Genomic DNA, 22,942 nt, shown 5'->3' with positions numbered 1-22,942 from the left:
ACGTCTGTCATCGGTGGTATCACACGCGTGGGTTTTTGCTGCGGCTGAAACGCCCTCCCTACACGTCGGGGTCGGCAAGCAGATGGGCTGCTGGTTACGTTGGTTTTGTGGCGACCCGGACCAGGAGCCGACGAACCGTGGCCAAGTGAAAGGCCTTGCCCCGGCGGGTGCGGTAGCCGGCCTCGTTGAGTTCGCGGGTAATCTGGGTCAGGTTGTGGCCTTGCAGCTGCAGCAGCGTTGCTACACGGCTGGCCTGTTTGTTGGCTTGGTTGTCCCGGGCGTTCTGCTGGCGCACGGCTAAGCCCCGTTGCCGGGCCGCGGCCGTCAGGTTGGCCGGCGTGCCCAACGTGGCCCCCCGTGCCTTCTTGGCGGTGAGCGCGTCCTTAGTCCGCTTGGAGATGGTCTCCCGCTCGTGCTGGGCCAGCACCGCGAACAAGCCCACGGTAAGCGTATTCGCGTCGGGCATGTCGCAGCAAATAAATTCCACCCCCGCGTCGCGTAGGGTGAAGATGAAACCGGCGTTGCGCGAGAGCCGGTCCAGCTTGGCGATGAGCAGTACCCCGCCCGCCTGTCGGGCCGCCGCGATGGCGGCCAGCAGCTGAGGCCGGTGGTTCTTCTTGCCGCTCTCGATTTCGACGTACTCACCGCGCAAGGCAGTCGGGTCCGCCACGAAGGCGCGAGCCGCTGCCCGTTGAGCCTCTAAGCCCAAGCCCGACGCACCCTGCTTCTGCGTTGAGACCCGGTAGTAGGCAAAGTAGTGACGGGCTGGTGAAGACGAAGTACGCATATAGAAGGAGCAAAAACCGGCGTTTCCGGCAAAGTTAACGTTTTCCAAACGCTCGTTTAAAAAATGTTAGCTTGTCTTTTTTTCGCTGATTCTACTGTAGATACCATCGTGCCCGTCGGATGATGAATGGTTGCACCGGGTTTTTCTACCGGAAAGAGAATGCCCTGGCTTGGATGACCAGGCCATATCAGGATTACTGAAAGGGCAGGTGTTGGCTCGAGTGTTTCTGGGTGTTCGTCCATTTCAACAGCGCCGAGTCGTACAGCTTACTGATGGTGCGAAGCCTTTTTCTGACCACTGCTAGCTGAAGAAATTTTCGAACTGATTTTGCCGGTTTTTCAAAGAATTCATAACTGCCTAGACAAGTTGCTGGCTTGTTTACTGAAACGGGGATATAAATGTGAAAACCCATCCTACCAATTGCTGCCGCGCAGCTTGTCGGAGTGCAGCACGCGGATGAACTTGTTGGTGAGCTCGATAATGCCTTCCTGGCGGAACTCGCTCAAAATGCGGCTCAGCGACTCCGGGGCGGTGCCGATGAGGGCGGCCAGGTCGTCGCGGGTGAGTTGAATGAGGGGGTCGGCCGGAGTGAAAGCGGATTGCTGGGCGTGCAGGTGCAGTAGCGCGTCGGCCACGCGCTTGCGCAGCGAGTTGTAGGCCAGGTCCAGGAGTTGTTCGTCCTGCTGCTGCACCCGGCCCACGAGCAGGCGCACAAACTGGTGGCTCACCTCGGGGTTGCGCAGCAGCAGCAGCGTGAAGTCGGCCGCCGGAATGTAGAGCAGGGTGGTGTCTTCCACGGCCACTGCCGTATCGTGATGGGGCGTGCCGGCCAGCAGGGCCTGGTAGCCAAAAAACGCGCCTTCTTCGTGAATTGCCGTAATCAGCTCCTTGCCCGTGGCCGTGGTTTTGCTGGTTTTCACCCGCCCGCGCTGCACGAAGTAGAGGCGGGTAGCCTCGTCGCCTTCGGCGTAAACGAGCTGCTTGCGGGGCACGGCATGGGGGCGGCGCTCGGCGGTCAGGGCTGCCAGGCCGCCGGCCTGCTGCGCATCGCGCAGAAAGGAATCCAAGCCGGTGGGCGTAGGCGCGTACTCCGGCTTGAGGTGCTGGAACCGGGCCAGGCGGCCGGCAATGGCGCTGAGCAGCTCCGAGTCGTCGAAGGGCTTGGTGAGGTAGTCGTCGGCGCCCAGCTCCATGCCGCGGCGCAGGTCGGTACGCTCGGTTTTGGCGGTGAGGAAAATGAACGGGACGCCCGCCAGCTGCGGGTTTTGGTTGAAGATGTGCAGCACGCCGTAGCCGTCGAGCACGGGCATCATGATGTCGCAGACCACCAAATCCGGCTTCGTCGCCAGGGCTTTTTCCACGCCCATCTTGCCGTTTTCGGCCGTGAGCACCTGGTAGCCGGTCATTTCCAGGATTTCGGCGGTGTTTTCGCGGATAAAGTCGTTGTCCTCAATCAGCAGAATGGTCTTCATAGGGAATGGTAATGATGACGGTGGTGCCCACTTCCAGCGCGCTTTGCAAGGCAATGGTGCCACGCATCAGCTCCAGGTAGCGGGCCACGATGTAGAGGCCCAGGCCGGTGCCGGGCAGGTTAGCGGCGTTGCGGGCCCGGAAAAACCGCTCAAACAAGTGCTCCTGGTCTTCGGCCGAAATGCCCACGCCCTGGTCCTGCACCGTGAGCACGAGCTGGCCGGCGGCGCAGACGGCACGCACCGTCACCACCGCGTTTTCGCCGGAGTATTTCAGCCCGTTAGACAGCAGATTGACCAGGATTTTGCGCAGCAGCGAGGGGTCGAGCCACAGCGGGGTCGGGCAGCTCACCTCCGGCCGGATAACCTGACCGGGCTTGCGCAGGCCCTCCACATCGGCGATGGTGTCGTGCAGCAGCGCAGGCAAATCGAGGCGGGCCGGCCGGGCCTGCACCTTGCCTTCCTCGATGCGCCCCACCGAGAGAAACTCTTCCAGGATGTCGTTCAGGTGGTTCACCGACTGCCTGATGCGCTCCAAGTGGCGCCGGCGCTTGTCCTGCTGCTCGGTGGCCGGGTATTTCTCAATCAGCGCGGCCGAGGTGAGCACGGCTGTGAGCGGGGTGCGAAACTCGTGCGAGGCCATGCTCACGAAGCGCGATTTCAACTCGCCCAGTTCCTGCTCGGCGGCCAGGGCCTGGGCCAGTTCTTCCTTGCGCTGCTCCAGCTGCTCGAGGGTGGTCATCAGGGCGTGGGTGCGGTCGGCCACTTTTTGCTCCAGGTCGGCGTTGAGGCGCTCCACGCGCTGGCGCTCGGCCACCAAGGCTTGTTGGGCGGTCTTTTTGTCGGTGATATCGATAACGTAGGACACCACGAACAACGCTTCATCGAGGTGGAAATAGCTCAGGCTGATTTCGGCCGGAAACACCGACCCGTCGCGGCGCCGGCCGTGCAGCTCGCCGCGGTGGGCACTCAGCGCCCGCACTTGGGGGTTGGCATTGTAGGAGGCGCGCAGCTGCTCGTGGCTGCGGCTCGGCAGGGGCGGCACCAGCCGGTCGATGCCTGACCCTTCCAGCTCGCCTTCCGCGTAGTCGAACTGCTGGTGGGCCATCCGGTTGGCCGACACGATGATGCCGGCGCGGTCGCACACGAGGATGCCGATGGTGGCGTTGGCCACCACGGCCTCGAAACGGCGGTGACTTTCGGCCAGCTCGCGCTCCACCTGCCGCAGGCGGCTAAGCTCGCTGAGGCGCACCAGGAAATACGGGCTCCCTTCCACTGCAAAAGGCGTCAGCTCGATGCGCGCCAGAAAGGCCGGGCCGTCGGGCGGCCCGACTTCGGTTTCCACTTCCTGCCGGCCCTGGGTCTGGGCCTGCTCGCAGAGCCGCACCCAGTCGGCGTCGGAAAAGGCCGGGGTGCGGAGGGCCCGGCCCGGTTCGGCCAGCAGGGCCGCCTCCGAGGCATAGCCCAGCAGCTGCACGCCGGCGGGGTTCACCCGTGTGAAGCGCCCTTCGCGGGCCTCGTACACGCCCACAAATTCCGAAGCCTGATTCAGGAAAACATCAATCAGGGCGCGGGCAAACGGGTCGTGGGGCATGGCAAAGGCCGCAAGCGGCGGTAAAAGTCATAGAGCAGCCACTGGGCGAAAGGACCCTCTGAGCCTCTAAAGTACCTGGTCAAACGATTAGCCCACTCCGAAGGGTTTGCTAATTGCCTGCCCGGCGACCTGTTTATGCCTAGCCAGGCCCGCCAGCGGCGGCGATGATAAAGGTCAAGCCCGAACTTGAGGAGGCTCATGGGAGCCGCTGGTCGCGAAAAGTAATTTTACGGCAACTCACTACACGTATCCGCTAATGGCGCCTGTTTCCTCCTTGCCCGCTCCGCCACCCGCTCCGGCCGTGCTGCTGATTCTGCTGCCGCCGGCCGCACTGGGCGACGCCTTGCCCACGGCCCTCACCAGCGCCGCCCTGCGGGCGCTGCAAAGCCGGCTGGGCCCGGCCATCCGGGTGCTGAAGGTAGACGAAGCCAGCCACCCGGCCGTGGTGCGCAGCTTCGGTACACCCGCGCTGCCGGCCTGCGTGCTGGTGCGGCAGGGCGTGGAGCTGTGGCGACACGAGGGCCTGCCCGAAGACGAAGCCCAGGTAACGCACCTGCTGGAAGCCGCCGGGACGACCTAAATCCCGGCTGCCCGTTGGCGGCCCGCTGGAAAATGGCAGGCGATAAAACGGACTGTCGGGGAAAACACGGGCTTATTAGAGGTAGATGAGAACATGCGCGGCCTGCTGGCAGCGCAGCCCGTGCTCGGCCCCGGCGGGGAAGATGACGTAGTCGCCGGCCACGTAGGTTTGCGGCTGGCCGCCAACGGTGATGACCATTTCGCCGGAGAGCACCACCACAAACACGTCGTGCGGGGCGTGGTGCGGGGCCATGCCCTGGCCGGGCTCGAAGCTTTTGCGCAGCACGCGGTGGCCGTCGCGCTGGAGCAGCACCTGGGTGGGCGTTTCAGTGGCGCGCGGGTGGGTGCCCGCGAGCAGGCTGCCGTTGCTGAATTCCATAAGGGTAGGGGATGAATGGGGGATGAAAGGAAGCGGCTGGCTGCTTCGGTTTGCTGGGGTATTCAGAGCACCGACAACCGGCCGGGCTGCAGGCGCGTTTCGAACACGTGGGCAATGCTTTGAGCGCGGAGCTTGGCTTCGGCCGCCACCGGGCCGGCAAACAGCTCGTCCACGGTCCGGTGAAAAAGGGCCAGCCACCGCTCAAAGTGCGCGCCGCCGATAGGCAGCGGGATATGCTTGCGAAACGGCTGGCCCCGGTAGCGCGCGGTGTGCAGGAGCAGGCCACTCCAGAAGTCGTACATCCGGGGCAGGTGGGCGGCCCAGTCGACGCGGGCAAACTCGTTGAACACGGGCGCCAGCAGCGGGTCGGCATTCACTTTGTCGTAGAAGGTGTCCACCAGCGTTTTCACGTCGGCTTCGGTTTGAATATCGGGGCGGGAATCGGGCATAGCGAAAGAAAAAGAGCCAACTGGCCTGTCGGGCTCCCGGCAGGCCGGGGTAGCGCGGGCGTCAAAAGCCGGTTGGGGAAGCCAGGCGGGGCGGCGGGCGGTGCAGCGCCAGGTAAGCCAGCGTGCCCGTGCCGAGCACCAAGCAGAGCTTGACCGCCTCCACGCCGATGTAAAGCAGGTGCAGGGAGCTGGCCGGCGGGGGGTGGCCATGGAGTAGGGCCTCGGCCCGCACATCCAGGGCCGGCAGCAGCCAAAAGGTTTGGAGCAGCAGCACCGCCGCCAGCAGAACCAGCGCCCCGCCGACCCGCCCCGGCACGCGCAGGTAAATGGCGCAAACGGCGGCCCCGGCATAGAGCCCGATTTCCACCTTGTTCAGGGCGTGGAACACCACCCGGCCGATGCCCACGCCCAGGGCCAGGGTGATGTGTGGGGCCGTAAATTTGAGCGGCGCTTCCAGAAAGGAGATGCCAATTATCAGGCCGGCCCATAGAAACAGGGTGGCCACCAGCACGAGGGCAAAAGGCGGACGCATCATGGCGTGCAACGGGGAGAAGTTGGCGGAAGGCGTGAGTGGTTCCGCCCTGGCAGCGGTAGGCGGCCAGCAGCACAAAGGTGAACAGCCCCCGCCGGACCCGCCCTGACAACAATCAAGCGGGGGGTTGATACTCGTCAAGGTTTCCGAAAGGGCCGGCCCGGAGCTTTGTGGCTGCACCTGCCAAGTCCACCGTGTCCGCTACCGTACTTGAACTGCCTGCTACCCGCCTGGCCTGCGCCCACTGCGGCGAAGCGTGCCCGCCGGAGCCGCTGCTGGCCGAAAAGCCCTTCTGCTGCGCCGGCTGCCGCACCGTGTACGAGCTGCTCGACGCCCATAACCTCTGCACCTACTACCGCCTCGACGCGCAGCCCGGCCTGAAAGTGAAGGCCGTGGAGCTGTCCGGCCGCTTCGACTACCTCGACTCGGAAGCCGTGCAGGCGCAGCTACTCGCGTTTCGCTCGCCGGAGCGGGCCCGCCTCACGCTGGCCATCCCGCAGATGCACTGTACGTCCTGCATCTGGCTGCTCGAGCACCTGCCCCGGCTCAACCCCGGCATCGTGGAGGCGCGGGTGCAGTTTCTGCGCAAGGAAATCACCATTACTTACCTCCCGGCCGAAACCAGCCTCAAGGCCGTGGTGCAGCTGCTGGCCTCGGTGGGCTACGAGCCGCAGATTACGCTGGCCGAGCTGGGCGCGCAGCCCCACCGCGCCGGTCGCACGCTCTACTACCAGCTGGGCCTGGCCGCCTTCGCCTTCGGCAACGTGATGCTGCTGGCCCTACCCGAGTACTTCTCGTTTGTGGAGGAATTGCAGGCCGGGTTCGGATACTTTTTTGGCCTGCTGAGCATGGTCCTGGCGTTGCCGGTGCTGCTGTACAGTGCCCGGCCGTTCTGGCACTCGGCGGGGCAGGGGCTGCGGCAGCGCTACATCAACCTCGATTTCCCCATCAGCCTAGGGCTGTTGTCGTTGTTCTGCGTGAGCACGTTTGAGGTGCTCACGGGGCGCGGACCGGGGTACTTCGACTCGTTCACGGGCCTGGTGTTTTTCATGCTGATTGGTAAGTGGGTGCAGCAGCACACCTACGACGCCCTGCGCTTCGACCGCGACTTCACTTCTTACTTCCCGGTAGCCGTTACTCTGCTCACGCCCGCCGGCGAGCAATCCATCTCGGTGAACGAGCTGAAGCAGGGCCACCGCATCCGGGTGCGGCACCAGGAAGTGGTGCCCGCCGATGCCGTGCTGCTGCGCGGCGCGGGCCAAGTGGACTACTCCTTCGTGTCGGGCGAGAGCACGCCGGTGGCCCGCGCCTCGGGCGAGCTGGTGTACGCCGGCGGCCGGCAGCTGGGCGAAGCCATTGAGCTGGAAGTGGTGCGCGAAGTCAGCCAGGGCTACCTCACCCAGCTCTGGAACAACCCGGCCTTCGCCAAGGAGGCAACTCACCGCACCCTGGAAACCTACGCCAACCGCGTGGGCCGCTACTTCGTGGCCCTCACGCTGCTGCTGGCGGCCGGCACACTGGCCTATTGGGCCCCGCGCGATACGGCCCTGATGTGGCGGGCCTTCACCTCGGTGCTGGTCATTGCCTGCCCCTGCGCCTTGTCGCTGGCCACGCCCTTCGCCCTGGGGGCCGCGCTGCGGGTGCTGGGCCGCCACCAGCTGTATCTGAAAAACGCCGCCGTCATCGAAACGCTGGGCCGCGCCGATACGCTGATTTTCGACAAAACCGGCACCCTCACCGACACGGCACAGGCCGAAGTGCACTACCACGGCCGGCCCCTCTCGGCCCCCGAAAAGCAGCTGATTGCCACCGCTGCCGCTCAGTCCACGCACCCGCTGAGCCAGCGCCTGGCGCACGAGCTGCCGGCCACCTCCCTGGTGCTGGCCACCTGCCGCGAAGTGCCCGGCCAGGGCGTGGCCGCTACGGACGCGGCCGGCGGCACGGTGCGTCTGGGGGGCCAGGAGTTCGTCAATGTCACCCCCTCCGACCGGACGGCTGAAAAAGCCGTCGGACCAAAAGAACCGGAACAGCCGGCTTCGACCCTGGCGCCCGAAACGCGGGTGTACGTGGCCCTGAACGACGAGCTGGCTGGCTACTTTACCTTTCACAACGTGTACCGTCCGGCCCTGCCGGCGCTGCTAACCCAACTGGGCCGCCGCTACCGGCTGGCGGTGCTTTCCGGCGATACCGAAGCCGAAGGCCCCCGCCTGCGGGCACTGTTTGGCGCGGACGCGGCGCTGCATTTCCGGCAGTCGCCGGCCGATAAGCTGGCCTACATCGCCGCTGAGCGCGCCCAGGGCCACACCGTGGTGATGGTGGGCGACGGCCTCAACGACGCGGGCGCGCTGCGGGCCGCCGACGCCGGCCTGGCCCTCACCGACCAGCTCACCAACTTCTCGCCCGCCTGCGATGCCATCCTCGATGCCGGGGCGTTTGGGCAGTTGGCCGCGTTTCTGAGCTTTTCGCGGGCCTGCCTGCGGGTGGTGCTGGTCACGTTTGGGTTGTCATTCTGCTACAACGGCTTCGGGCTGGCGCTGGCGGTGCAGGGCCGGTTCACGCCCATTGTATCGGCCATTCTCATGCCCATCAGCTCGCTGAGCGTGATGGTAGCAGCGACCCTGCTGGTGGGCTGGGCGGCCCGGCGCCATCGGCTATAAACCGGCTTTTTATGACCATTATTTTTCCGCTGATTGGTATCAGCCTGCTCGTGGCCCTGCTGTTTCTGGGTGGCTTTCTCTGGGCCGTGCGCAGCGGGCAGTACGACGATGCTTACACGCCCTCGGTGCGGATGCTGTTCGATGACGTGCCCGACGAACCGGCCGACCCGGACGAACCAAGGAGCGGCGAAAAGCCGCTTGGTTGAGATTAATCAAGTGCGGGCTTGACCGCCGTCATGCCGCCCGAAAGGGGCTTGCAGGACCTTTGGAGGAGTAAACCACTAGCTTCTTTTTGCTCATGCAAGCCACCCCCATGCCGCCTCTTTCCGCCGACGAGCCGCAGGTTCCGAGCCGGCTCAGCCAGGCGGTCGACACGTTTTTCTACGACAACCAGATTGTCCGCAATTTCGGCCTGGCCACCGTATTCTGGGGCATTGCCGGCATGCTGGTGGGCATCCTGGCCGCCTTCGAGCTGGCGCAGCCCGCCGTGAACATGAACACGGCCGTCACCACCTTCGGCCGCATCCGGCCGCTGCACACTAACGCGGTGATTTTCGCCTTCGTCGGCAACGGCATCTTCATGGGCGTGTACTACTCGCTGCAGCGCCTGTGCAAAACGCCGATGTACTCCAAGGCCCTGAGCAAGATTCACTTCTGGGGCTGGCAGCTCATCATCCTCAGCGCCCTGATTTCCTTGCCCCTGGGCTTCACCACGAGCAAGGAGTACGCCGAGCTGGAATGGCCCATTGACATTGCCATTACGGTGATTTGGGTGGTGTTCGGCTGGAACATGTTCGGCACCATTGCGCGGCGGCGCGAGCGGCACCTGTACGTGGGCATCTGGTTCTACATCGCCACGTTCATCACCATCGCCGTGCTGCACATCGTCAACTCCATGGAGCTGCCGGTGAGCTTTATGAAAAGCTACTCCATGTACGCCGGTGTGCAGGACGCGCTGGTGCAGTGGTGGTACGGGCACAACGCGGTGGCTTTCTTCCTGACCACGCCCTACCTGGGGCTGATGTACTACTTCCTGCCCAAGGCGGCCGGGCGGCCGGTGTACTCCTACCGCCTGAGCATCATCCACTTCTGGTCCTTGATTTTTATCTACATCTGGGCCGGGCCGCACCACTTGCTGTATACGTCCTTGCCCGACTGGGCCCAGAGCCTGGGTGTGGCGTTCAGCATTATGCTGATTGCGCCCAGCTGGGGCGGTATGATTAACGGGCTGCTGACGCTGCGCGGCGCCTGGGACAAAGTGCGCGAGGAGCCGGTGCTCAAGTTTCTGGTGGTGGCCATCACGGCCTACGGCATGGCCACCTTTGAAGGCCCCATGCTGAGCCTTAAGAACGTGAACGCCATTGCCCACTTCACCGACTGGATTGTGGCCCACGTGCACGTGGGGGCCCTGGGCTGGAACGGCTTCCTGACCTTTGCCATGCTCTACTGGCTGTGGCCGCGCCTCTACCGCACCGAACTGTACTCCAAGAAGCTGGCCAACATCCACTTTTTGATTGGCACCATCGGCATTCTGGTGTACGCGCTGCCCCTGTACTGGGCCGGCTTCACGCAGGGGCTCATGTGGAAGCAGTTCAACGCCGAGGGCATGCTGCAGTACCCCAACTTCCTGGAAACGGTGCTGCAAATCGTGCCCATGTACTACCTGCGCGGCATCGGCGGGGTGCTCTACCTGGCCGGCGCGCTGCTGATGACCTACAACCTGTTCAAGACGGCCCAGGCCGGCGCGCTGCTGGCCGAGGAGAAAGCCACGGCCCCCGCGCTGCTGCCCGCCGCCGAAGACCCGCACGCCGACGCCGGCCACTGGCACCGCTGGATTGAGCGCCGCCCGTTTCAGCTGGCGTTCTGGGCCACCGTGGCCATTGCCATTGGCGGCATTATCGAGATGGTGCCCACCTTTCTGGTCAAAAGCAACGTGCCCACCATCGCCTCCGTCAAGCCCTACCGGCCCCTGGAGCTGGAAGGCCGCGACCTCTACATTAAAGAAGGCTGCTCGAACTGCCACACCCAGATGGTGCGCCCGTTCCGCTCGGAAACCGAGCGCTACGGCGAGTACAGCAAAGCCGGCGAGTTTGTGTACGACCGGCCCTTTTTGTGGGGCAGCAAGCGCACCGGGCCCGATTTGCACCGCCTGGGTGGCAAATACCCGCACTCCTGGCACTACAACCACATGCTGGACCCCACCAGCATGTCGCCCGGCTCCATCATGCCGCCCTACCCCTGGCTGTATGACAACACCATTGACTACAGTACCCTGCCTACCAAAATTCGGGTGCTGCAACAGTTGGGCACACCTTACCCGGCGGGCTTCGACCAGCAGGCCGAGGCCGATGCCCGCGCCCAGGCCGACGGCATCGTGCGCGACCTGAAAAAGGAGGACATCGAGGTGAAGTCGGACAAAGAGATTGTGGCCCTGATTGCCTACCTCCAGCGCTTGGGCACCGACATCAAAGTGAAGCCCGAGCAGGCCGCCGCGGCCGCCCAGTAACCCCTTTTCAGTGCCAGACCATGGACAAGAAAGTATTGCAATCTATTGCCGGGGTCGAGATATACCCGCTCATCTCGCTGGCTATCTTCTTCCTGTTTTTCCTGGGCCTGCTCGTGTACGTGGTGCGGGCCAACCGCCAGCACCTGCGCGAGATGAGCGAAATGCCCCTGCGCGCCGACGACGAAACCCCGCAACCGGCCCTCGGCCCCGACGTGCTATGCTAGCCAGACGCTCCCTCCTGATGACGGCCACGGGCCTGCTCACGAGTTACCTGGCCGCTGGCCAAACTCCGGCCACCGCGCCCGCGCCCTCGGGCTCGGATGCACTGTTTTGGGTGCTGGTGGGCGTACTGGGCCTCGTGGCGCTGCTGGTTGTAGTCGTCGGCACCTCCGTGGCCTCGGCCACCAGCAGCCCCTACTGGCAGCAGCAGCGCGCCGCGCCGGAAGTGGCCACCCACCCGTCCTCTTCTACCTCCACGAAGCCAGAAGCCGCCGCATGTTAACCCATTTGACCCGAAAGACCGGGCCGCTGCTCCTCGCCGGCCTACTACAGGCAGGCGCCGCCGTAGCCCAGGAGCCGGCCGCCGCGCCGGCCAAGACGGGTGGCCCCGACACCCAGGAAATGCTGTTTTGGTTTTTGCTCAGCACGCTGGTGCTGGTGCTGCTGGTGTTTGCCTTGCTCTTTACGATGATAGTCGTCAAGCTCAAGCCACAGCTGCGCAAACTCTACGAGTTGCCCACGGTGCACGACACCTGGAGCGGCAAGGTGGTGGGCCTGCTGGTCGGTGACACCCGCCTGGTGAACGGGGAACGCAAGGACGAGCTGATGGGCCACGAGTACGACGGCATCTCGGAGTACGACAACGACTTGCCGCCGTGGTGGAAGTACGGCTTTTACTTCACCATCGTGTTTGCCGTGGGCTACATGGGCTACTACCACGTGGCCAACGCCGGGCAGCTGCAGCTGGCCGAGTACGAAACCGAGATGCGCCAGGCTACCCTGCTGGTGTCGGCCGAGGCCGACGACCCCAACAAGCTTACGACCTACACGGCCCTCACCGCCCCGGCCGACCTGGCCGCCGGCAAAAGCATTTTCGCCACCAACTGCGCCCCCTGCCACGGGGCCAGCGCCGAGGGCAAAGTGGGGCCCAACCTCACCGACGAGTACTGGCTGCACGGCGGCGAAATCAACCACGTCTACAAAACCATTAAGTACGGCGTGACCAGCAAGGGCATGGTGGCTTGGAAGGGCAAGCTGGCCGGCAAGCAGATTCTGCAAGTGGCCTCCTACATCCAGTCGCTGCAAGGCTCGAAGCCGGCGGGCGCCAAAGAGCCGCAGGGCGAGAAGGAAGCCGGCGGCAAGCCCCTGGCCAGCAAGTAAGGCCCGGCACCGCAAACCGGCTGTTGACGAGTTGACCGACCCCGGCCGGCCGGTTGGCGCCGGCGCACCGGAGCACACCACTAATTTACCACCCCAATGGCCGCTATCAACTATCAGCCCGACGACGACTTTCGCACCCACATTGCGACGGTGGATGGCGAAGGCAAGCGCATCTGGCTGTATCCCAAGAAGCCCAGCGGCCGGCTCTACCGCGCCCGCAAGTGGATTAGCTACGGCCTGCTGGCCTTGCTCTTTGCCGGCCCCTGGCTGCGCATTCACGAGCTGCCGGTGCTCATGCTGAACCTGCCGGCCCGGAAGTTCATCATCTTCGGCCAGATTTTCTGGCCCCAGGATTTTTTCATTCTGTTGGTAGGGGCGCTGGCGTTTGTGCTGTTCATCATCCTGTTCACCATCGTCTACGGCCGCCTGTTCTGCGGCTGGGTGTGCCCGCAGACCATCTTTCTGGAGATGGTGTTCCGCCGCATCGAGTACTGGCTCGAAGGCGACGGCCCCCAGCAAAAAGCCCTGGACCGGGCCGACTGGACCTGGAACAAAATCTGGCGCAAAACCAGCAAGCACACGCTGTTTCTGCTGCTTTCCTTTCTGATTGCCAACACCTTCCTGGCCTACATCGTGGGCTCGGACGAGCTGGTGAAGATTATTACGGACCCGCCCGCGGCTCACCTGGGCGGACTGGCGTCAATGGTCGTGTTCACGGGCGTGTTCTACGCCGTTTTTGCTCGCTTTCGCGAGCAGGTGTGCACCATCGCCTGCCCCTACGGCCGTCTGCAAGGCGTGTTGCTGGATAAAGACAGCCTGGTGGTGGCCTACGATTACAAGCGGGGCGAGCCGCGCGAGAAGCTGCGCAAAAACCAAGTGCGCCTGGCTGGGGACTGCATCGACTGCCACCAGTGCGTGCAGGTGTGCCCCACGGGCATCGACATCCGCAACGGGGCGCAGCAGCTGGAATGCACCAACTGCACGGCCTGCGTCGACGCCTGCAACCACATCATGGAAATGGTGAACCTGCCGCTGGGCCTCATCCGCCACGCCTCGGTCAACGACATTGCTCAGGGCACGCGCTTTCGCCTCACGGGCCGCATGAAAGCGCTATCGGGGGCCCTGGTGGCGGTGCTGCTGGGCCTCACCTTCCTGTTGGTGTCGCGCTCCAACGTGGAAGCCACGGTGCTGCGCACGCCGGGCCAGCTGTTTCAGAAAACCGCCCACGGCACCATCACCAACCTCTACAACATCTCGGTTATCAACAAAACCAATCACCCGTACCCCATCACCCTGAAGATGCTGGAGCCCGCCGGCGGCACCATTGCGCTGGTCGGCAACGACGGGCTGAAACTACCAGCCCAAGGCATCACCGAGGGCGTGTTCTTCGCTGAGTTGCCCAAGTCGGCGCTGCACACCACCAACCAGAAAATCCGCATCGGTGTGTTCAGCGGGGGCCAGTTGATTACCGAAACCAAAACCAAGTTCCTCGGGCCGGTGCAGTGAAAAGTAGCGCGGACGCCGCGAGTCCGCGCCCGCACCACACCCGAACGAAATCCGCCCAGGCGCGGACTCGCAGCGTCCGCGCTACAATTCAACCCCATGACCACTACCCGCCGCAACCTTTGGCCCTACGCCATCATTGCCACTTTCGTGCTCTTTGCTGCCTACATCGGCTACATGGTGCAGCGGGCCATGCGCACCAACGTGGACCTGGTGAGCGCCGACTACTACCAGCAGGAGCTGGCCTACCAGCAGCGCATGGAATCGGTGGCGCGCACGGCCGCGCTGCCCGCCCCGGTGCGTGTGGCCTACGAACGAGCTTCTCAGCGCCTTACCCTCCAACTGCCGCCCGCCTTGGCCGGGCAGGCGGTGCGGGGCACGCTGTACTTCTTCCGGCCCTCCGACCAGAAGCTGGATTTCCGGCTGCCCTTTTCGCCGACCGGGGACTCGGCGCGGCAAGAGCTGAACACCAGCCGGCTGCTGGCGGGCTACTGGCGGCTGCGGCTGGATTTTACGGCCGGCGGCCACCAGTATTTTGTGGAAAAGGAGTTATCCATCTAACTCTTGGCCAGGGCGTTCGCGCCGGCGTCTTTGTATCTTAATAATACGCGGTATGATGCTTTGGGCAGGCTTTCTATTTGGGTTGCTGGGCAGCTTCCACTGCGTGGGCATGTGCGGGGCCATTGCGCTGGCGCTGCCGGGCGCGGGTGGCTCGCGCAGGCGTTACGTGGCTGGGCGGGTGCTCTACAACCTGGGCCGCGTGAGTACCTACGCCGCGCTGGGCGCTGCAGCTGGTGCGGTGGGCCAGGGTCTGCGGCTGGCGGGCTGGCAGCAGGGCTTGTCGGTGCTTTCGGGCGCGCTGATTCTGCTGCTCGTGGCCACACCCGAGCGGTGGCTGGGCCGGGCCGCTGCCTTTGTTGATTTGGATGTGGTGCTGGCTAAAGTTAAAAGCCGGCTGGCGTATTACTACCAGCAGCCCTCGCTGGGGGCGCTTTATGCCACGGGTCTGCTCAATGGGTTGCTGCCCTGCGGCTTAGTGTATTTGGCGCTGGCCGGGGCCCTGAGCGTGCCGGGCGTGGCCGGGGCAGCGGGCTACATGGCCCTGTTTGGTCTGGGCACGCTGCCGCTGATGCTGGCCTTGTCGCTCACTGGGCAGCTGGTGCCACTGGCGTGGCGGGGGCGGCTGCGGCGGGCCGTGCCCGTGCTGGCCACCGTTATGGCGGGGCTGTTCATTCTGCGGGGGCTGGGACTGGGCATTCCCTACGTGAGTCCGCAACTAGGTGGCTCCGAACGCGTTGCCGCAGGCCAGCCGGCTACGGTGCATTACTGTCACGGCCCCGCCGCGGCCGCTCCAACTGAGCAGTCCAAATAGTTATTCTCGCATTGTCCTACCGTTTTCAACCCGCGCCCACCAGCTCTTCGCCATGCAAACCATTCTCGTGCCTATTGATTTCACGGCGTCGTCCGAACACGCGCTGGTGTACGCCAACAAGCTGGCTTTGCGCCTGCCCGCCGAAATTGTGCTGGTGCACAGCGCCGCCGACGGCCCCCTCACGCCCGAACGGCGGGCGGACCTGCTTCACCGGCTGGAGGCCTTAGCCGAACGCCTGCGCTACCGGCAGCTAACCCGGCAGAGCGGCCGGCGCATCAACTACTATTACCACGCGGGAGATGGGCTCTCGGCCGAAGGCCTGCAAGTGCTGGTGGCCGGTTTCAACGCCGACTTGGTGGTGGCCGGCCTGGCTCTGGCCGATTGCGCCGAAGCGCAGGCCGCTGGCGCACCCCGCGCCCTGTTGCCCGAGCTAGTGAGTTGCCCCGTGCTGCTGGTACCGCCCGGCCGACATGAGCTGCCCGCCCGCGTGGTCGTGTCGGGCGACTTTACCCGGCTGGCCAGTCGGCACCTGAGCCCGCTTCCGGGCTTAGTGCGCCCATCCGGGGCGCACTTCGACCTGGTGCAGTTCTACGGGGCCGGCAGCGCGGGCCTCGCGCCCCTAAAAAAAGGCGTGCTTGCTGCGCGCAGCCGCTTTGCTGCGGCCGCGGTGCACCTGCTGCCTGCCGAGGACGAGTTGGAAGACCTCAGCGAATTCTGCGAGCAACAGGCGGCGCAACTGCTGGTGGTAGCTACGGCCGACGGCTGCCTGGTGCGGCGCTTCTTCAATCCGCACTATGCCAAAACCAACGCCTACCACTTGCGCATTCCGGTGCTTGTGCTGGGCACCAGCACCGAGCCCACGGCAAGCTGCTGCGCCCAATGCAGCCTGCGCAAAGCAGCCGAAGCCCGGCTGATAGCTGGGCCGCACCTTGAAAAAGCATCGGCAAGCTGAGTGCGCGCCACCCTGACAACCCACTTTATCAAATGACTATTTCCCTGCCCTTGCCCCCCCAAACCTTCCCTGCATCCGCCCGCGCCACCGTGGAGGCGTGGATGCGCCAGTTTCAGGACTGGCTGTGCCAGCAGCTGGAAGCCGCCGATGGCGGCGCCACCTTCCGCGAGGATGCGTGGTCGCACGAAGGCGGGGGTGGTGGACGCACCCGGGTTATCGGTCCGGGAGCAGTGCTGGAAAAAGGCGGGGTTAACTTCTCGGCGGTGTGGGGCCGCCTGAGCGAGGCCGCCGCGCGCCAGCTGCTCATGCCCGACCCCACTTACTTCGCCACCGGCGTTTCGGTGGTGCAGCACCCGCGCAGCCCGATGGTGCCCATCTCGCACATGAACGTGCGCTACTTTGAGGCCGGCAACGGCGAAGCCTGGTTCGGCGGCGGGCTGGACCTAACCCCGATTTACGTGAATGAGGCGCAAGCGCGCTGGTTTCACCGGGAAATCAAGCAGGTGTGTGACCAGCACCACCCGGCCTACTACGCCCGCTTCAAGGAATGGGCCGATGAGTATTTCTACCTGCCCCATCGCCAGGAAACCCGGGGCGTGGGCGGCATCTTCTTCGACCGACTTACAGTGGGGCCGGACGGCACTTTTGACGAGCTGTTTGCCTTCATGAAAGCCGTGGGCGAGGTATACGGCCGCACCTACTGCGCCCTGATGCGCCAGAACCGCGACCTGCCCCACGGCGCCCGCGAAAAGCACTGGCAGCAGGTGCGTCGCGGCCGCTACGCCGAGTTTAACCTCGCCATCGACCGGGGCACCCGCTTCGGTCTGGAAACCGGGGGGCGCACGGAAAGCATCCTGATGAGCCTGCCGCCCCAGGCCGAGTGGCACTACAACCTCACCCCGGAGCCCGGCTCGGCGGAGGCCGACACCCAAGCCTGGCTGCGCAAAGGCATCGACTGGCTGGCTTCCTGACCCTTCACCCACTCCCCGCTCCGACAGCGCCAGCCCCTCGACCGAGCTCGGCCACACTTTCTCCATCGGCCGCCTCATCCAGTCTGGCCAACAGCTCAATTATCACCTCACATGCGTCTTCAACAACTTTTGTCCGTCCTGGCCTTGCTGGTAACCTCCTGCGGCGACGTTAAAAATCCCAATGGCATGCCCGCCAAGCCCACCGGCCAGGGCCAGCCGCAGGTACTCACGGCCGCCAGCACACCCAAGCCCGACTCGGCCGCCGCCAAAACCGAAAATCCGGTCATGCCTGCCGATACCTCCGTGACCGGCGCCTGGCTTATCCTCGACGGCAGCCTGCGGGGACACGACGCGGCCACCCTCAATCAACTGCTCGACCCCGAATACGGCCTGTGGGTACTGGAGCAGGCCGGCGGCGTGCCACTCGTGACGCGGGTGGCCGACGTGCGCCGCTTCCGCGACCAGCACCAACAGCCGCTTTTCGCCCTGGACAAACAACTCATGACCTGCGCGGCGCCCAAGCCGGTGGCCAAGCTGCCCGCTGCGGCCTGCCCCGCCGGCACCTTTGCCGAAGAGGGCTGCTTCGTAGGGCCATCCGCGCCGTTTCGGGCGCTGGATTTCTGGAAAACCGCGGCCATCAAAGGGGGCAACCGCAACCAGGCCCAGGCCGCCCAGGGCCGCTGCGTGCGCGGGGTGCTGCAAACCCGCACCGGCTACCAGTTCCACTTCTCGAAATCGGCCGGCGTGGGTGGCCGCTGGCGGTTGGTGTTCCTCGACCTGCGCGGAAAGTGCCGGTAAAGGAAGCGCTGGGCCGCCGGGCTACCAGCTCACCGGCCCGATATAGCGCCTGTCGGGCCGTTTTCAAGCGTTAGCAGGCCCGACGGAGGCTGTCTGAGCTGGCTTGCAGAAACCGGCTCAGCCCCGTGCGCCCGCGCTGGGACTGCTTGCCTCCCGCACAATAGGCTCGAAGCGGCACAGACGGTGGCGCTTGCAGCCTATGCGGTACCGGGCCGGCTATCCGCTCCGTTAGGCTTTCAACACAAATAATTCGGTGAGCGCGGCAACCAGCTCGTCGGCCTCGCCGCGCTGGCAGGCGGCTTTAAGTTGCAGCACGGGTAGCTTGAGAAACTTCTGGGTCAGGGCCTGGGTGGCTTGGTCGAGCCGCCGGGCTTCGGCGGGGCTGGCCTTTTTCTGAAATCGGGCCAGCTCCTGTTGCCGCAGCTGCTCCAGGGTATTTTTCAACTGCTGAATGGCCGGCGACACATGCAGCTCCCGGCTCCGTTCCCGCAGGCCGGCTACGCTTTCAGCAATGATGGCCCACACCTGGGGCACGGCCGCCAGGCGCCGGCTCAGGGCCGCCGAGGCTTGATGCTGGATGGCGTCGATGTTGTAAACCAGCACCCCCGGCACGTGCTCGGCGGCGGGGTCCACGCTGCGCGGCACCGAAAGGTCGATGAAGAACTTAGGACTCAGCACCTCTAGGCCGGCCACCAGCTCCCGGGTGAACAGGGGCACCGGCGCGGAAACTGAGGAAATAATAACATCGGCCTGCCGCACGCCGTCGGCCAGGTCCGCAAACTCAAGGACCTTCAGGCCGCGCACCGCGGCCAGCGCCTCGGCCCTGACGCGGGTCCGGTTGCAGAGCGTGACGTGCGTAAAGCGCCGGCTTTTGGCGAAGTGGCGGGCCACATCGGCGCCAATTTCGCCCAGCCCCACAACCAGCACCCGCGGCGAGGGCAGGTCGGCCGTCAGCGCCTCCACCAGTTCCAGGGTGGCGGAGGAAGTGGAGGCTGCGCCGTCGCGAAAAGCCGTTTCCTGCTGCACCCGCTTGTTGGCCGCGAGCACCGCGTGGAGCAGCCGGTGCAGAAACGGCCCTGCCGCCGCCGCCGCCACCGAACGGCGGTAGGCCAGCTTCACTTGGTTGATAACCTGCAGGTCGCCGACAACCTGAGCATCCAGCCCCAAGGCTACCTCGAAGAGATGTTGCGCGGCGGCCCCGGCCGTTGTAAAGTGCTCAAAGTACGAAGCGTAGCCCCGGCTGCTGGCGCAGCCTTTGGTGTGACCCAGCGCGTCAATGATGGCTATCTGTTGGTCGTCCTCGGCCGTATAGTACACTTCCGTGCGGTTGCAGGTGCTCAGCACCAGCAGGTCGGAAAGGCCCAACTCCTGTTGAAGGCTGCGCTGTACTTGCTCACATTCCAACTCATTCAGCGCCAACAGCTCACGGATGGCTAATGGCGCCTTTTTATAGGTAAGGCTGAGGGCCTTGAAGGAGTTAGTCATAGGAAACGGCAACCAGAAAAGCATAAACACACCCACCCTGGCGCGGTACCGGATTGCCGGATTCCTGCCGCAAAAGAGCAGGAGCGCTAGCTGGGATGAATGGGTCAAAGTTCCGGGGTAGGTGCTGCTTGGCCCATGAGTTTCATCAGACCAGGCCATGATTATCGTCAAGCGTGCGCAATGGCGGTCCATCGCCCTGACCTGGAGTGTTGCAGCTTTTGTCAGTGATTGGTCCGTCTGTGCCTCATGCAGTGGCTCTCAAACTTCTCCGCGTCGGGGCATGGGCGTTGTGCGAGCAGTGACATTAAGAGCGTGTTTGGATTTTTCTTAATCACTTTAAACCGTCCTGCTCATCTGGCGTTGTCAATCAATCGACATGACGAAGTGGGAGAATTGCCTCGACAAGCGAACGCCAGATGAGCAGAATGTGTTTTTTTAAATTCACAAACACGCACTAAGTGAACAGAAAGGGCTGTGTAGATGGCTGCTAATTAGGCTGGTATCGGCGCGATGGAACGGAATCATCATCTTTAGCTACCAATTGCTCTACCCCCATGCCTCGTCGTTCCATATTATCGGCAGCGGAACGGGAGCAACTCCTGGCGCTGCCCGAAAGCCCGGAGGAGTTCATCCGGCAATACACCTTTAGTGAAGCCGACCTGTCGCTGATTCACCAACACCGTGGTGTGGCTAACCGCCTGGGCTTTGCTGTGCAACTTTGCTACCTGCGGTTTCCGGGGGTATCATTGGCAGTGGAGCAATTGCCGGCTTCGTCGCTGCTGGCTTTTGTGGCCACCCAACTGAAGATTTCGGTAACAGAGTGGGCCGTGTATGGCCAGCGCGAGCAAACCCGGCGCGAACACTTGCTGGAACTGCAAGCGGCTTTTTCGATTCAGACGTTTGGCTTACCGCACTACCGGGCCGCCGTGCCGTGGCTGGCCGAAGTTGCCCGGCAAACTGACAAAGGCGTGGTGCTGGTGCAAGCCTTGATAGGGCACTTACGCCACCAGGGTGTCCTGTTGCCCGCGGTCACCGTTCTCGAACGTCTCAGCGCGGAGGCCTTAACCCGGGCTAATCGCTGGCTTTACCAGACGCTGACCGAGGACCTGACCTCGGAAACCCGGCAGGCGTTGGAAAACCTGCTCACCCGCCGCGAGGGCAGTACCCTGACCTGGTTGGCGTGGCTGCGGCAAGCCCCCGCCGCCCCCACTTCGCGGCAGATGCTGGAACACCTGGCCCGCTTGGCGGCGTGGCAACAGCTGGGGCTGCCGGCGGACCTGGCACGGCGGGTCCACCAAAACCGGCTGCGCAAAATCGCCCGGGAAGGAGGCCAGATGACTCCGGCCGACTTGGCCAAATTCGAGCCGGTGCGTCGCCTGGCCACGCTGGTCGCCCTGGCCCTGGAAGGCACGGCCACGGTGCTGGACGAACTGCTCGACTTGCACGACCGCATCGTGGGGAAGGTGTTCAACGCGGCCAAACACAAGCACCAGCAGCAGTTTCAGGCCTCGGGCAAGGCCATCAACCAGCAGGTGCGCCTGTTCGGGCGCATTGGGCAGGCCCTGCTCACGGCCCGCGCCACGGGCACGGACCCGTTCGCGGCCATCGAATCGGTGCTGCCGTGGGAGGAATTCACCGCCAGCGTGGGCGAAGCGCAGCAACTGGCTCAACCGGCTGATTTTGATTTCCTGCACCGGGTAGGCGAGCACTACGCCACGCTGCGCCGCTACGCCCCCGCGTTTCTAGCCGCCCTGCCGCTGCGGGCGGCCCCGGCCGCGAAACGTCTGCTGGCCGCGCTGGACGTGTTGCGCGAGCTGAACACGACGGGCGCCCGCAAGCTGCCGGCCGATGCGCCGACGGCCTTCATCAGCAAGCGCTGGCAGAAGCTGGTGCTGACGGACCAAGGGCTGGACCGCCGCTACTACGAGCTATGTGCCCTGGCTGAACTCAAAAACGCGTTGCGCTCGGGCGATATGTGGGTGCTGGGCTCGCGCCAGTTTAAGGACTTCGAGGAGTACTTGGTGCCGACGGAACCGTTTGCCGCCCTACTTCAGGCCGGTGAGCTACCCTTGGCCGTGGAACCGAACGGGGAACGGTACCTGCAGCAGCGCCTCGCGCACCTGACCCAACAATTGGAAACAGTTAACCGCCTGGCCGCAGCGGGTGAGTTGCCGGATGCCAGCCTGACGGCGGCCGGCCTGAAAATCATGCCCCTCGATGCGGCCGTGCCGGACGCGGCCCAGGCCCTGATTGAGCAGGCAGCCCGCCAGCTTCCCCACGTCAAGATTACGGACCTGCTGCTGGAAGTCGACGAGTGGACCGGGTTCAGCCGCCACTTCACGCACCTGAGAACCGGGGCCCCGACCAGAGACCCGGCCTTGCTGCTCACCACCCTGCTAGCCGATGGCCTGAACTTGGGCCTGACTAAAATGGCGGCATCCTGCCCCGGCAGCACCCACGCCAAACTTTCCTGGCTGCAAGCCTGGTACATCCGCGATGATACCTATTCGCTGGCCCTGGCCGAGCTGGTCAACGCGCAGCTGCGCCACCCCTTCGCGGCCCACTGGGGCGACGGCACGACCTCTTCGTCGGACGGGCAGCGGTTCCGGGCCGGGGGACGCGCCGAGAGCACCGGGCACATTAATCCCAAATACGGGGCCGAGCCGGGCCGGCTGTTTTATACCCACGTCTCGGACCAGTACGCCCCCTTTAGCAGTCAGGTCATCAACGTCGGCGTGCGCGATGCCACGTATGTGCTCGACGGGTTGCTCTACCACGAATCCGACCTGCGCATCGCCGAGCACTACACCGACACGGCCGGCTTTACCGACCACCTGTTTGCCGTGATGCCGCTGCTGAGCTACCGGTTTGCCCCCCGCATCCGCGACCTAAGCGACACGAAGCTGTATATGCCGCCGGGCTCCCCGGCATACGAGGCCTTGCAGCCCCTGCTGGGCGGGACGCTCAACGTGCGCCACGTCCTGGCCCATTGGGAAGAAATCTTACGTCTGGCCACGTCCATTAAGCAGGGCACCGTGACGGCCTCGCTCATGCTGCGCAAGCTCGGCAGCTACCCGCGCCAGAACGGGCTGGCCGTGGCCCTGCGCGAACTGGGCCGCATCGAGCGGAGCCTGTTCATTCTGGACTGGCTGCAAAGCGTCGACTTGCGCCGCCGCGTGCAGGTGGGGCTCAACAAAGGCGAAGCCCGCAACGCACTGGCCCGGGCCGTGTTCTTCCACCGGCTGGGCGAAATCCGGGACCGGGGCTTCGAGCAGCAACGCTACCGGGCCAGCGGCCTGAATCTGCTCACGGCTGCCATCGTGTTGTGGAATACGGTGTACCTGCAGCGTGCCGTGCAGGCCCTGCGCGCCCACGGCCATAACGTGGACGAAGCGCTGTTGCCCTACTTATCACCGCTGGGTTGGGAGCACATCAACCTGACGGGCGACTATTCGTGGCGTACCAAGCGTGCACCCGGCAAATTTCAGCCTCTACGTCCCCTTTCCAGGTCTTAACGTGCTATTTATTC

General features: G+C 64.4%; 21 protein-coding genes. 14 read left to right on the top strand and 7 right to left on the bottom strand.

All coding sequences use genetic code 11. From position 1 onward, the window contains the following. Positions 1-94: 94 nt before the first annotated feature. From ACN19L_RS23365 to ACN19L_RS23355, 3 genes are all read right to left on the bottom strand, one after another. Entirely contained in the window at positions 95-787 is a 693-nt protein-coding gene (locus ACN19L_RS23365) for a recombinase family protein (RefSeq protein WP_315999508.1), read from the bottom strand. A gap of 413 nt (positions 788-1,200) precedes the next feature. Further along, positions 1,201-2,259, bottom strand: a complete 1,059-nt coding sequence (locus tag ACN19L_RS23360) for a response regulator (RefSeq protein WP_315999507.1) — start codon at positions 2,257-2,259, stop codon at positions 1,201-1,203. Further along, the gene (locus ACN19L_RS23355) at positions 2,237-3,850 is read right to left on the bottom strand and encodes a PAS domain-containing sensor histidine kinase (RefSeq protein WP_315999506.1); all 1,614 of its coding nucleotides are present in this window, start codon (positions 3,848-3,850) and stop codon (positions 2,237-2,239) included. The genes ACN19L_RS23360 and ACN19L_RS23355 overlap by 23 nt, the downstream gene beginning before the upstream one ends. 256 nt (positions 3,851-4,106) lie before the next feature. Here ACN19L_RS23355 and ACN19L_RS23350 point away from each other — a divergent pair, with 256 nt between their 5' ends. After that, entirely contained in the window at positions 4,107-4,430 is a 324-nt protein-coding gene (locus ACN19L_RS23350; RefSeq protein WP_315999505.1) for a thioredoxin, read from the top strand. A gap of 75 nt (positions 4,431-4,505) precedes the next feature. On the opposite strand, the gene ACN19L_RS23345 is transcribed toward ACN19L_RS23350, so the two are convergent. The 3 genes from ACN19L_RS23345 to ACN19L_RS23335 all read right to left on the bottom strand — a co-directional run bounded on the left by ACN19L_RS23345 (position 4,506) and on the right by ACN19L_RS23335 (position 5,792). Further along, entirely contained in the window at positions 4,506-4,808 is a 303-nt protein-coding gene (locus ACN19L_RS23345) for a cupin domain-containing protein (protein WP_315999504.1), read from the bottom strand. A gap of 62 nt (positions 4,809-4,870) precedes the next feature. After that, on the bottom strand, positions 4,871-5,257 hold the full coding sequence (locus ACN19L_RS23340) for a group III truncated hemoglobin (RefSeq protein ID WP_315999503.1): 387 nt from the start codon (positions 5,255-5,257) through the stop codon (positions 4,871-4,873). A gap of 61 nt (positions 5,258-5,318) precedes the next feature. Then, positions 5,319-5,792 carry a hypothetical protein gene (locus tag ACN19L_RS23335; protein ID WP_426491316.1) on the bottom strand — a complete coding sequence of 158 codons (474 nt, stop codon included), beginning with the start codon at positions 5,790-5,792 and terminating at the stop codon, positions 5,319-5,321. 191 nt (positions 5,793-5,983) lie between these two features. On the opposite strand from ACN19L_RS23335, the gene ACN19L_RS23330 reads away from it, so the two are divergent. The 12 genes from ACN19L_RS23330 to ACN19L_RS23275 all read left to right on the top strand — a co-directional run bounded on the left by ACN19L_RS23330 (position 5,984) and on the right by ACN19L_RS23275 (position 17,928). Then, positions 5,984-8,446, top strand: coding sequence for a heavy metal translocating P-type ATPase (locus ACN19L_RS23330; protein ID WP_315999501.1), 2,463 nt, complete (start codon positions 5,984-5,986; stop codon positions 8,444-8,446). 11 nt (positions 8,447-8,457) lie between these two features. Further along, complete coding sequence (gene ccoS / locus ACN19L_RS23325) at positions 8,458-8,652, top strand: cbb3-type cytochrome oxidase assembly protein CcoS (protein WP_315999500.1); 195 nt, start codon at positions 8,458-8,460, stop codon at positions 8,650-8,652. Between the two features lie 107 nt (positions 8,653-8,759). Beyond that, complete coding sequence (gene ccoN / locus ACN19L_RS23320) at positions 8,760-10,952, top strand: cytochrome-c oxidase, cbb3-type subunit I (protein WP_426493611.1); 2,193 nt, start codon at positions 8,760-8,762, stop codon at positions 10,950-10,952. Between the two features lie 20 nt (positions 10,953-10,972). Then, positions 10,973-11,176 (top strand): hypothetical protein, encoded by a 204-nt coding sequence (locus tag ACN19L_RS23315; RefSeq protein ID WP_315999499.1) that lies wholly within the window; start codon positions 10,973-10,975, stop codon positions 11,174-11,176. Then, entirely contained in the window at positions 11,170-11,454 is a 285-nt protein-coding gene (locus ACN19L_RS23310) for a hypothetical protein (RefSeq protein ID WP_315999498.1), read from the top strand. Before ACN19L_RS23315 ends, ACN19L_RS23310 begins: the two co-directional genes overlap by 7 nt. A gap of 5 nt (positions 11,455-11,459) precedes the next feature. Further along, on the top strand, positions 11,460-12,332 hold the full coding sequence (locus ACN19L_RS23305; RefSeq protein WP_315999497.1) for a cbb3-type cytochrome c oxidase N-terminal domain-containing protein: 873 nt from the start codon (positions 11,460-11,462) through the stop codon (positions 12,330-12,332). Between the two features lie 96 nt (positions 12,333-12,428). Further along, complete coding sequence (gene ccoG, locus ACN19L_RS23300; RefSeq protein ID WP_315999496.1) at positions 12,429-13,838, top strand: cytochrome c oxidase accessory protein CcoG; 1,410 nt, start codon at positions 12,429-12,431, stop codon at positions 13,836-13,838. Between the two features lie 96 nt (positions 13,839-13,934). Continuing rightward, positions 13,935-14,396 carry a FixH family protein gene (locus tag ACN19L_RS23295; RefSeq protein WP_315999495.1) on the top strand — a complete coding sequence of 154 codons (462 nt, stop codon included), beginning with the start codon at positions 13,935-13,937 and terminating at the stop codon, positions 14,394-14,396. A gap of 52 nt (positions 14,397-14,448) precedes the next feature. Beyond that, a complete protein-coding gene (locus tag ACN19L_RS23290; protein ID WP_315999494.1) occupies positions 14,449-15,207 on the top strand; it encodes a sulfite exporter TauE/SafE family protein in 759 nt (252 codons plus the stop codon). Positions 15,208-15,259: 52 nt separating this feature from the next. Beyond that, positions 15,260-16,159: a universal stress protein gene (locus ACN19L_RS23285; RefSeq protein WP_315999493.1), complete on the top strand. Its 900-nt coding sequence runs from the start codon at positions 15,260-15,262 to the stop codon at positions 16,157-16,159. A gap of 32 nt (positions 16,160-16,191) precedes the next feature. Continuing rightward, positions 16,192-17,130 carry an oxygen-dependent coproporphyrinogen oxidase gene (hemF, locus tag ACN19L_RS23280; RefSeq protein ID WP_315999492.1) on the top strand — a complete coding sequence of 313 codons (939 nt, stop codon included), beginning with the start codon at positions 16,192-16,194 and terminating at the stop codon, positions 17,128-17,130. A 111-nt stretch (positions 17,131-17,241) separates the two neighbouring features. Next, positions 17,242-17,928 (top strand): hypothetical protein, encoded by a 687-nt coding sequence (locus ACN19L_RS23275; RefSeq protein WP_315999491.1) that lies wholly within the window; start codon positions 17,242-17,244, stop codon positions 17,926-17,928. 228 nt (positions 17,929-18,156) lie between these two features. Here ACN19L_RS23275 and hemA read toward each other — a convergent pair whose 3' ends face one another. Beyond that, positions 18,157-19,413: a glutamyl-tRNA reductase gene (hemA, locus tag ACN19L_RS23270; protein WP_315999490.1), complete on the bottom strand. Its 1,257-nt coding sequence runs from the start codon at positions 19,411-19,413 to the stop codon at positions 18,157-18,159. 554 nt (positions 19,414-19,967) lie between these two features. Here hemA and ACN19L_RS23265 point away from each other — a divergent pair. Beyond that, positions 19,968-22,928, top strand: coding sequence for a Tn3 family transposase (locus ACN19L_RS23265; protein ID WP_315999489.1), 2,961 nt, complete (start codon positions 19,968-19,970; stop codon positions 22,926-22,928). Positions 22,929-22,942 lie beyond the last annotated feature (14 nt).

The organism is Hymenobacter sp. 102, from assembly GCF_049949205.1.
Lineage (GTDB): Bacteria > Bacteroidota > Bacteroidia > Cytophagales > Hymenobacteraceae > Hymenobacter.
The sequence above is the reverse complement of the archived record's forward strand: the minus strand, read 5'-3'. Positions and strand labels throughout refer to the sequence as shown.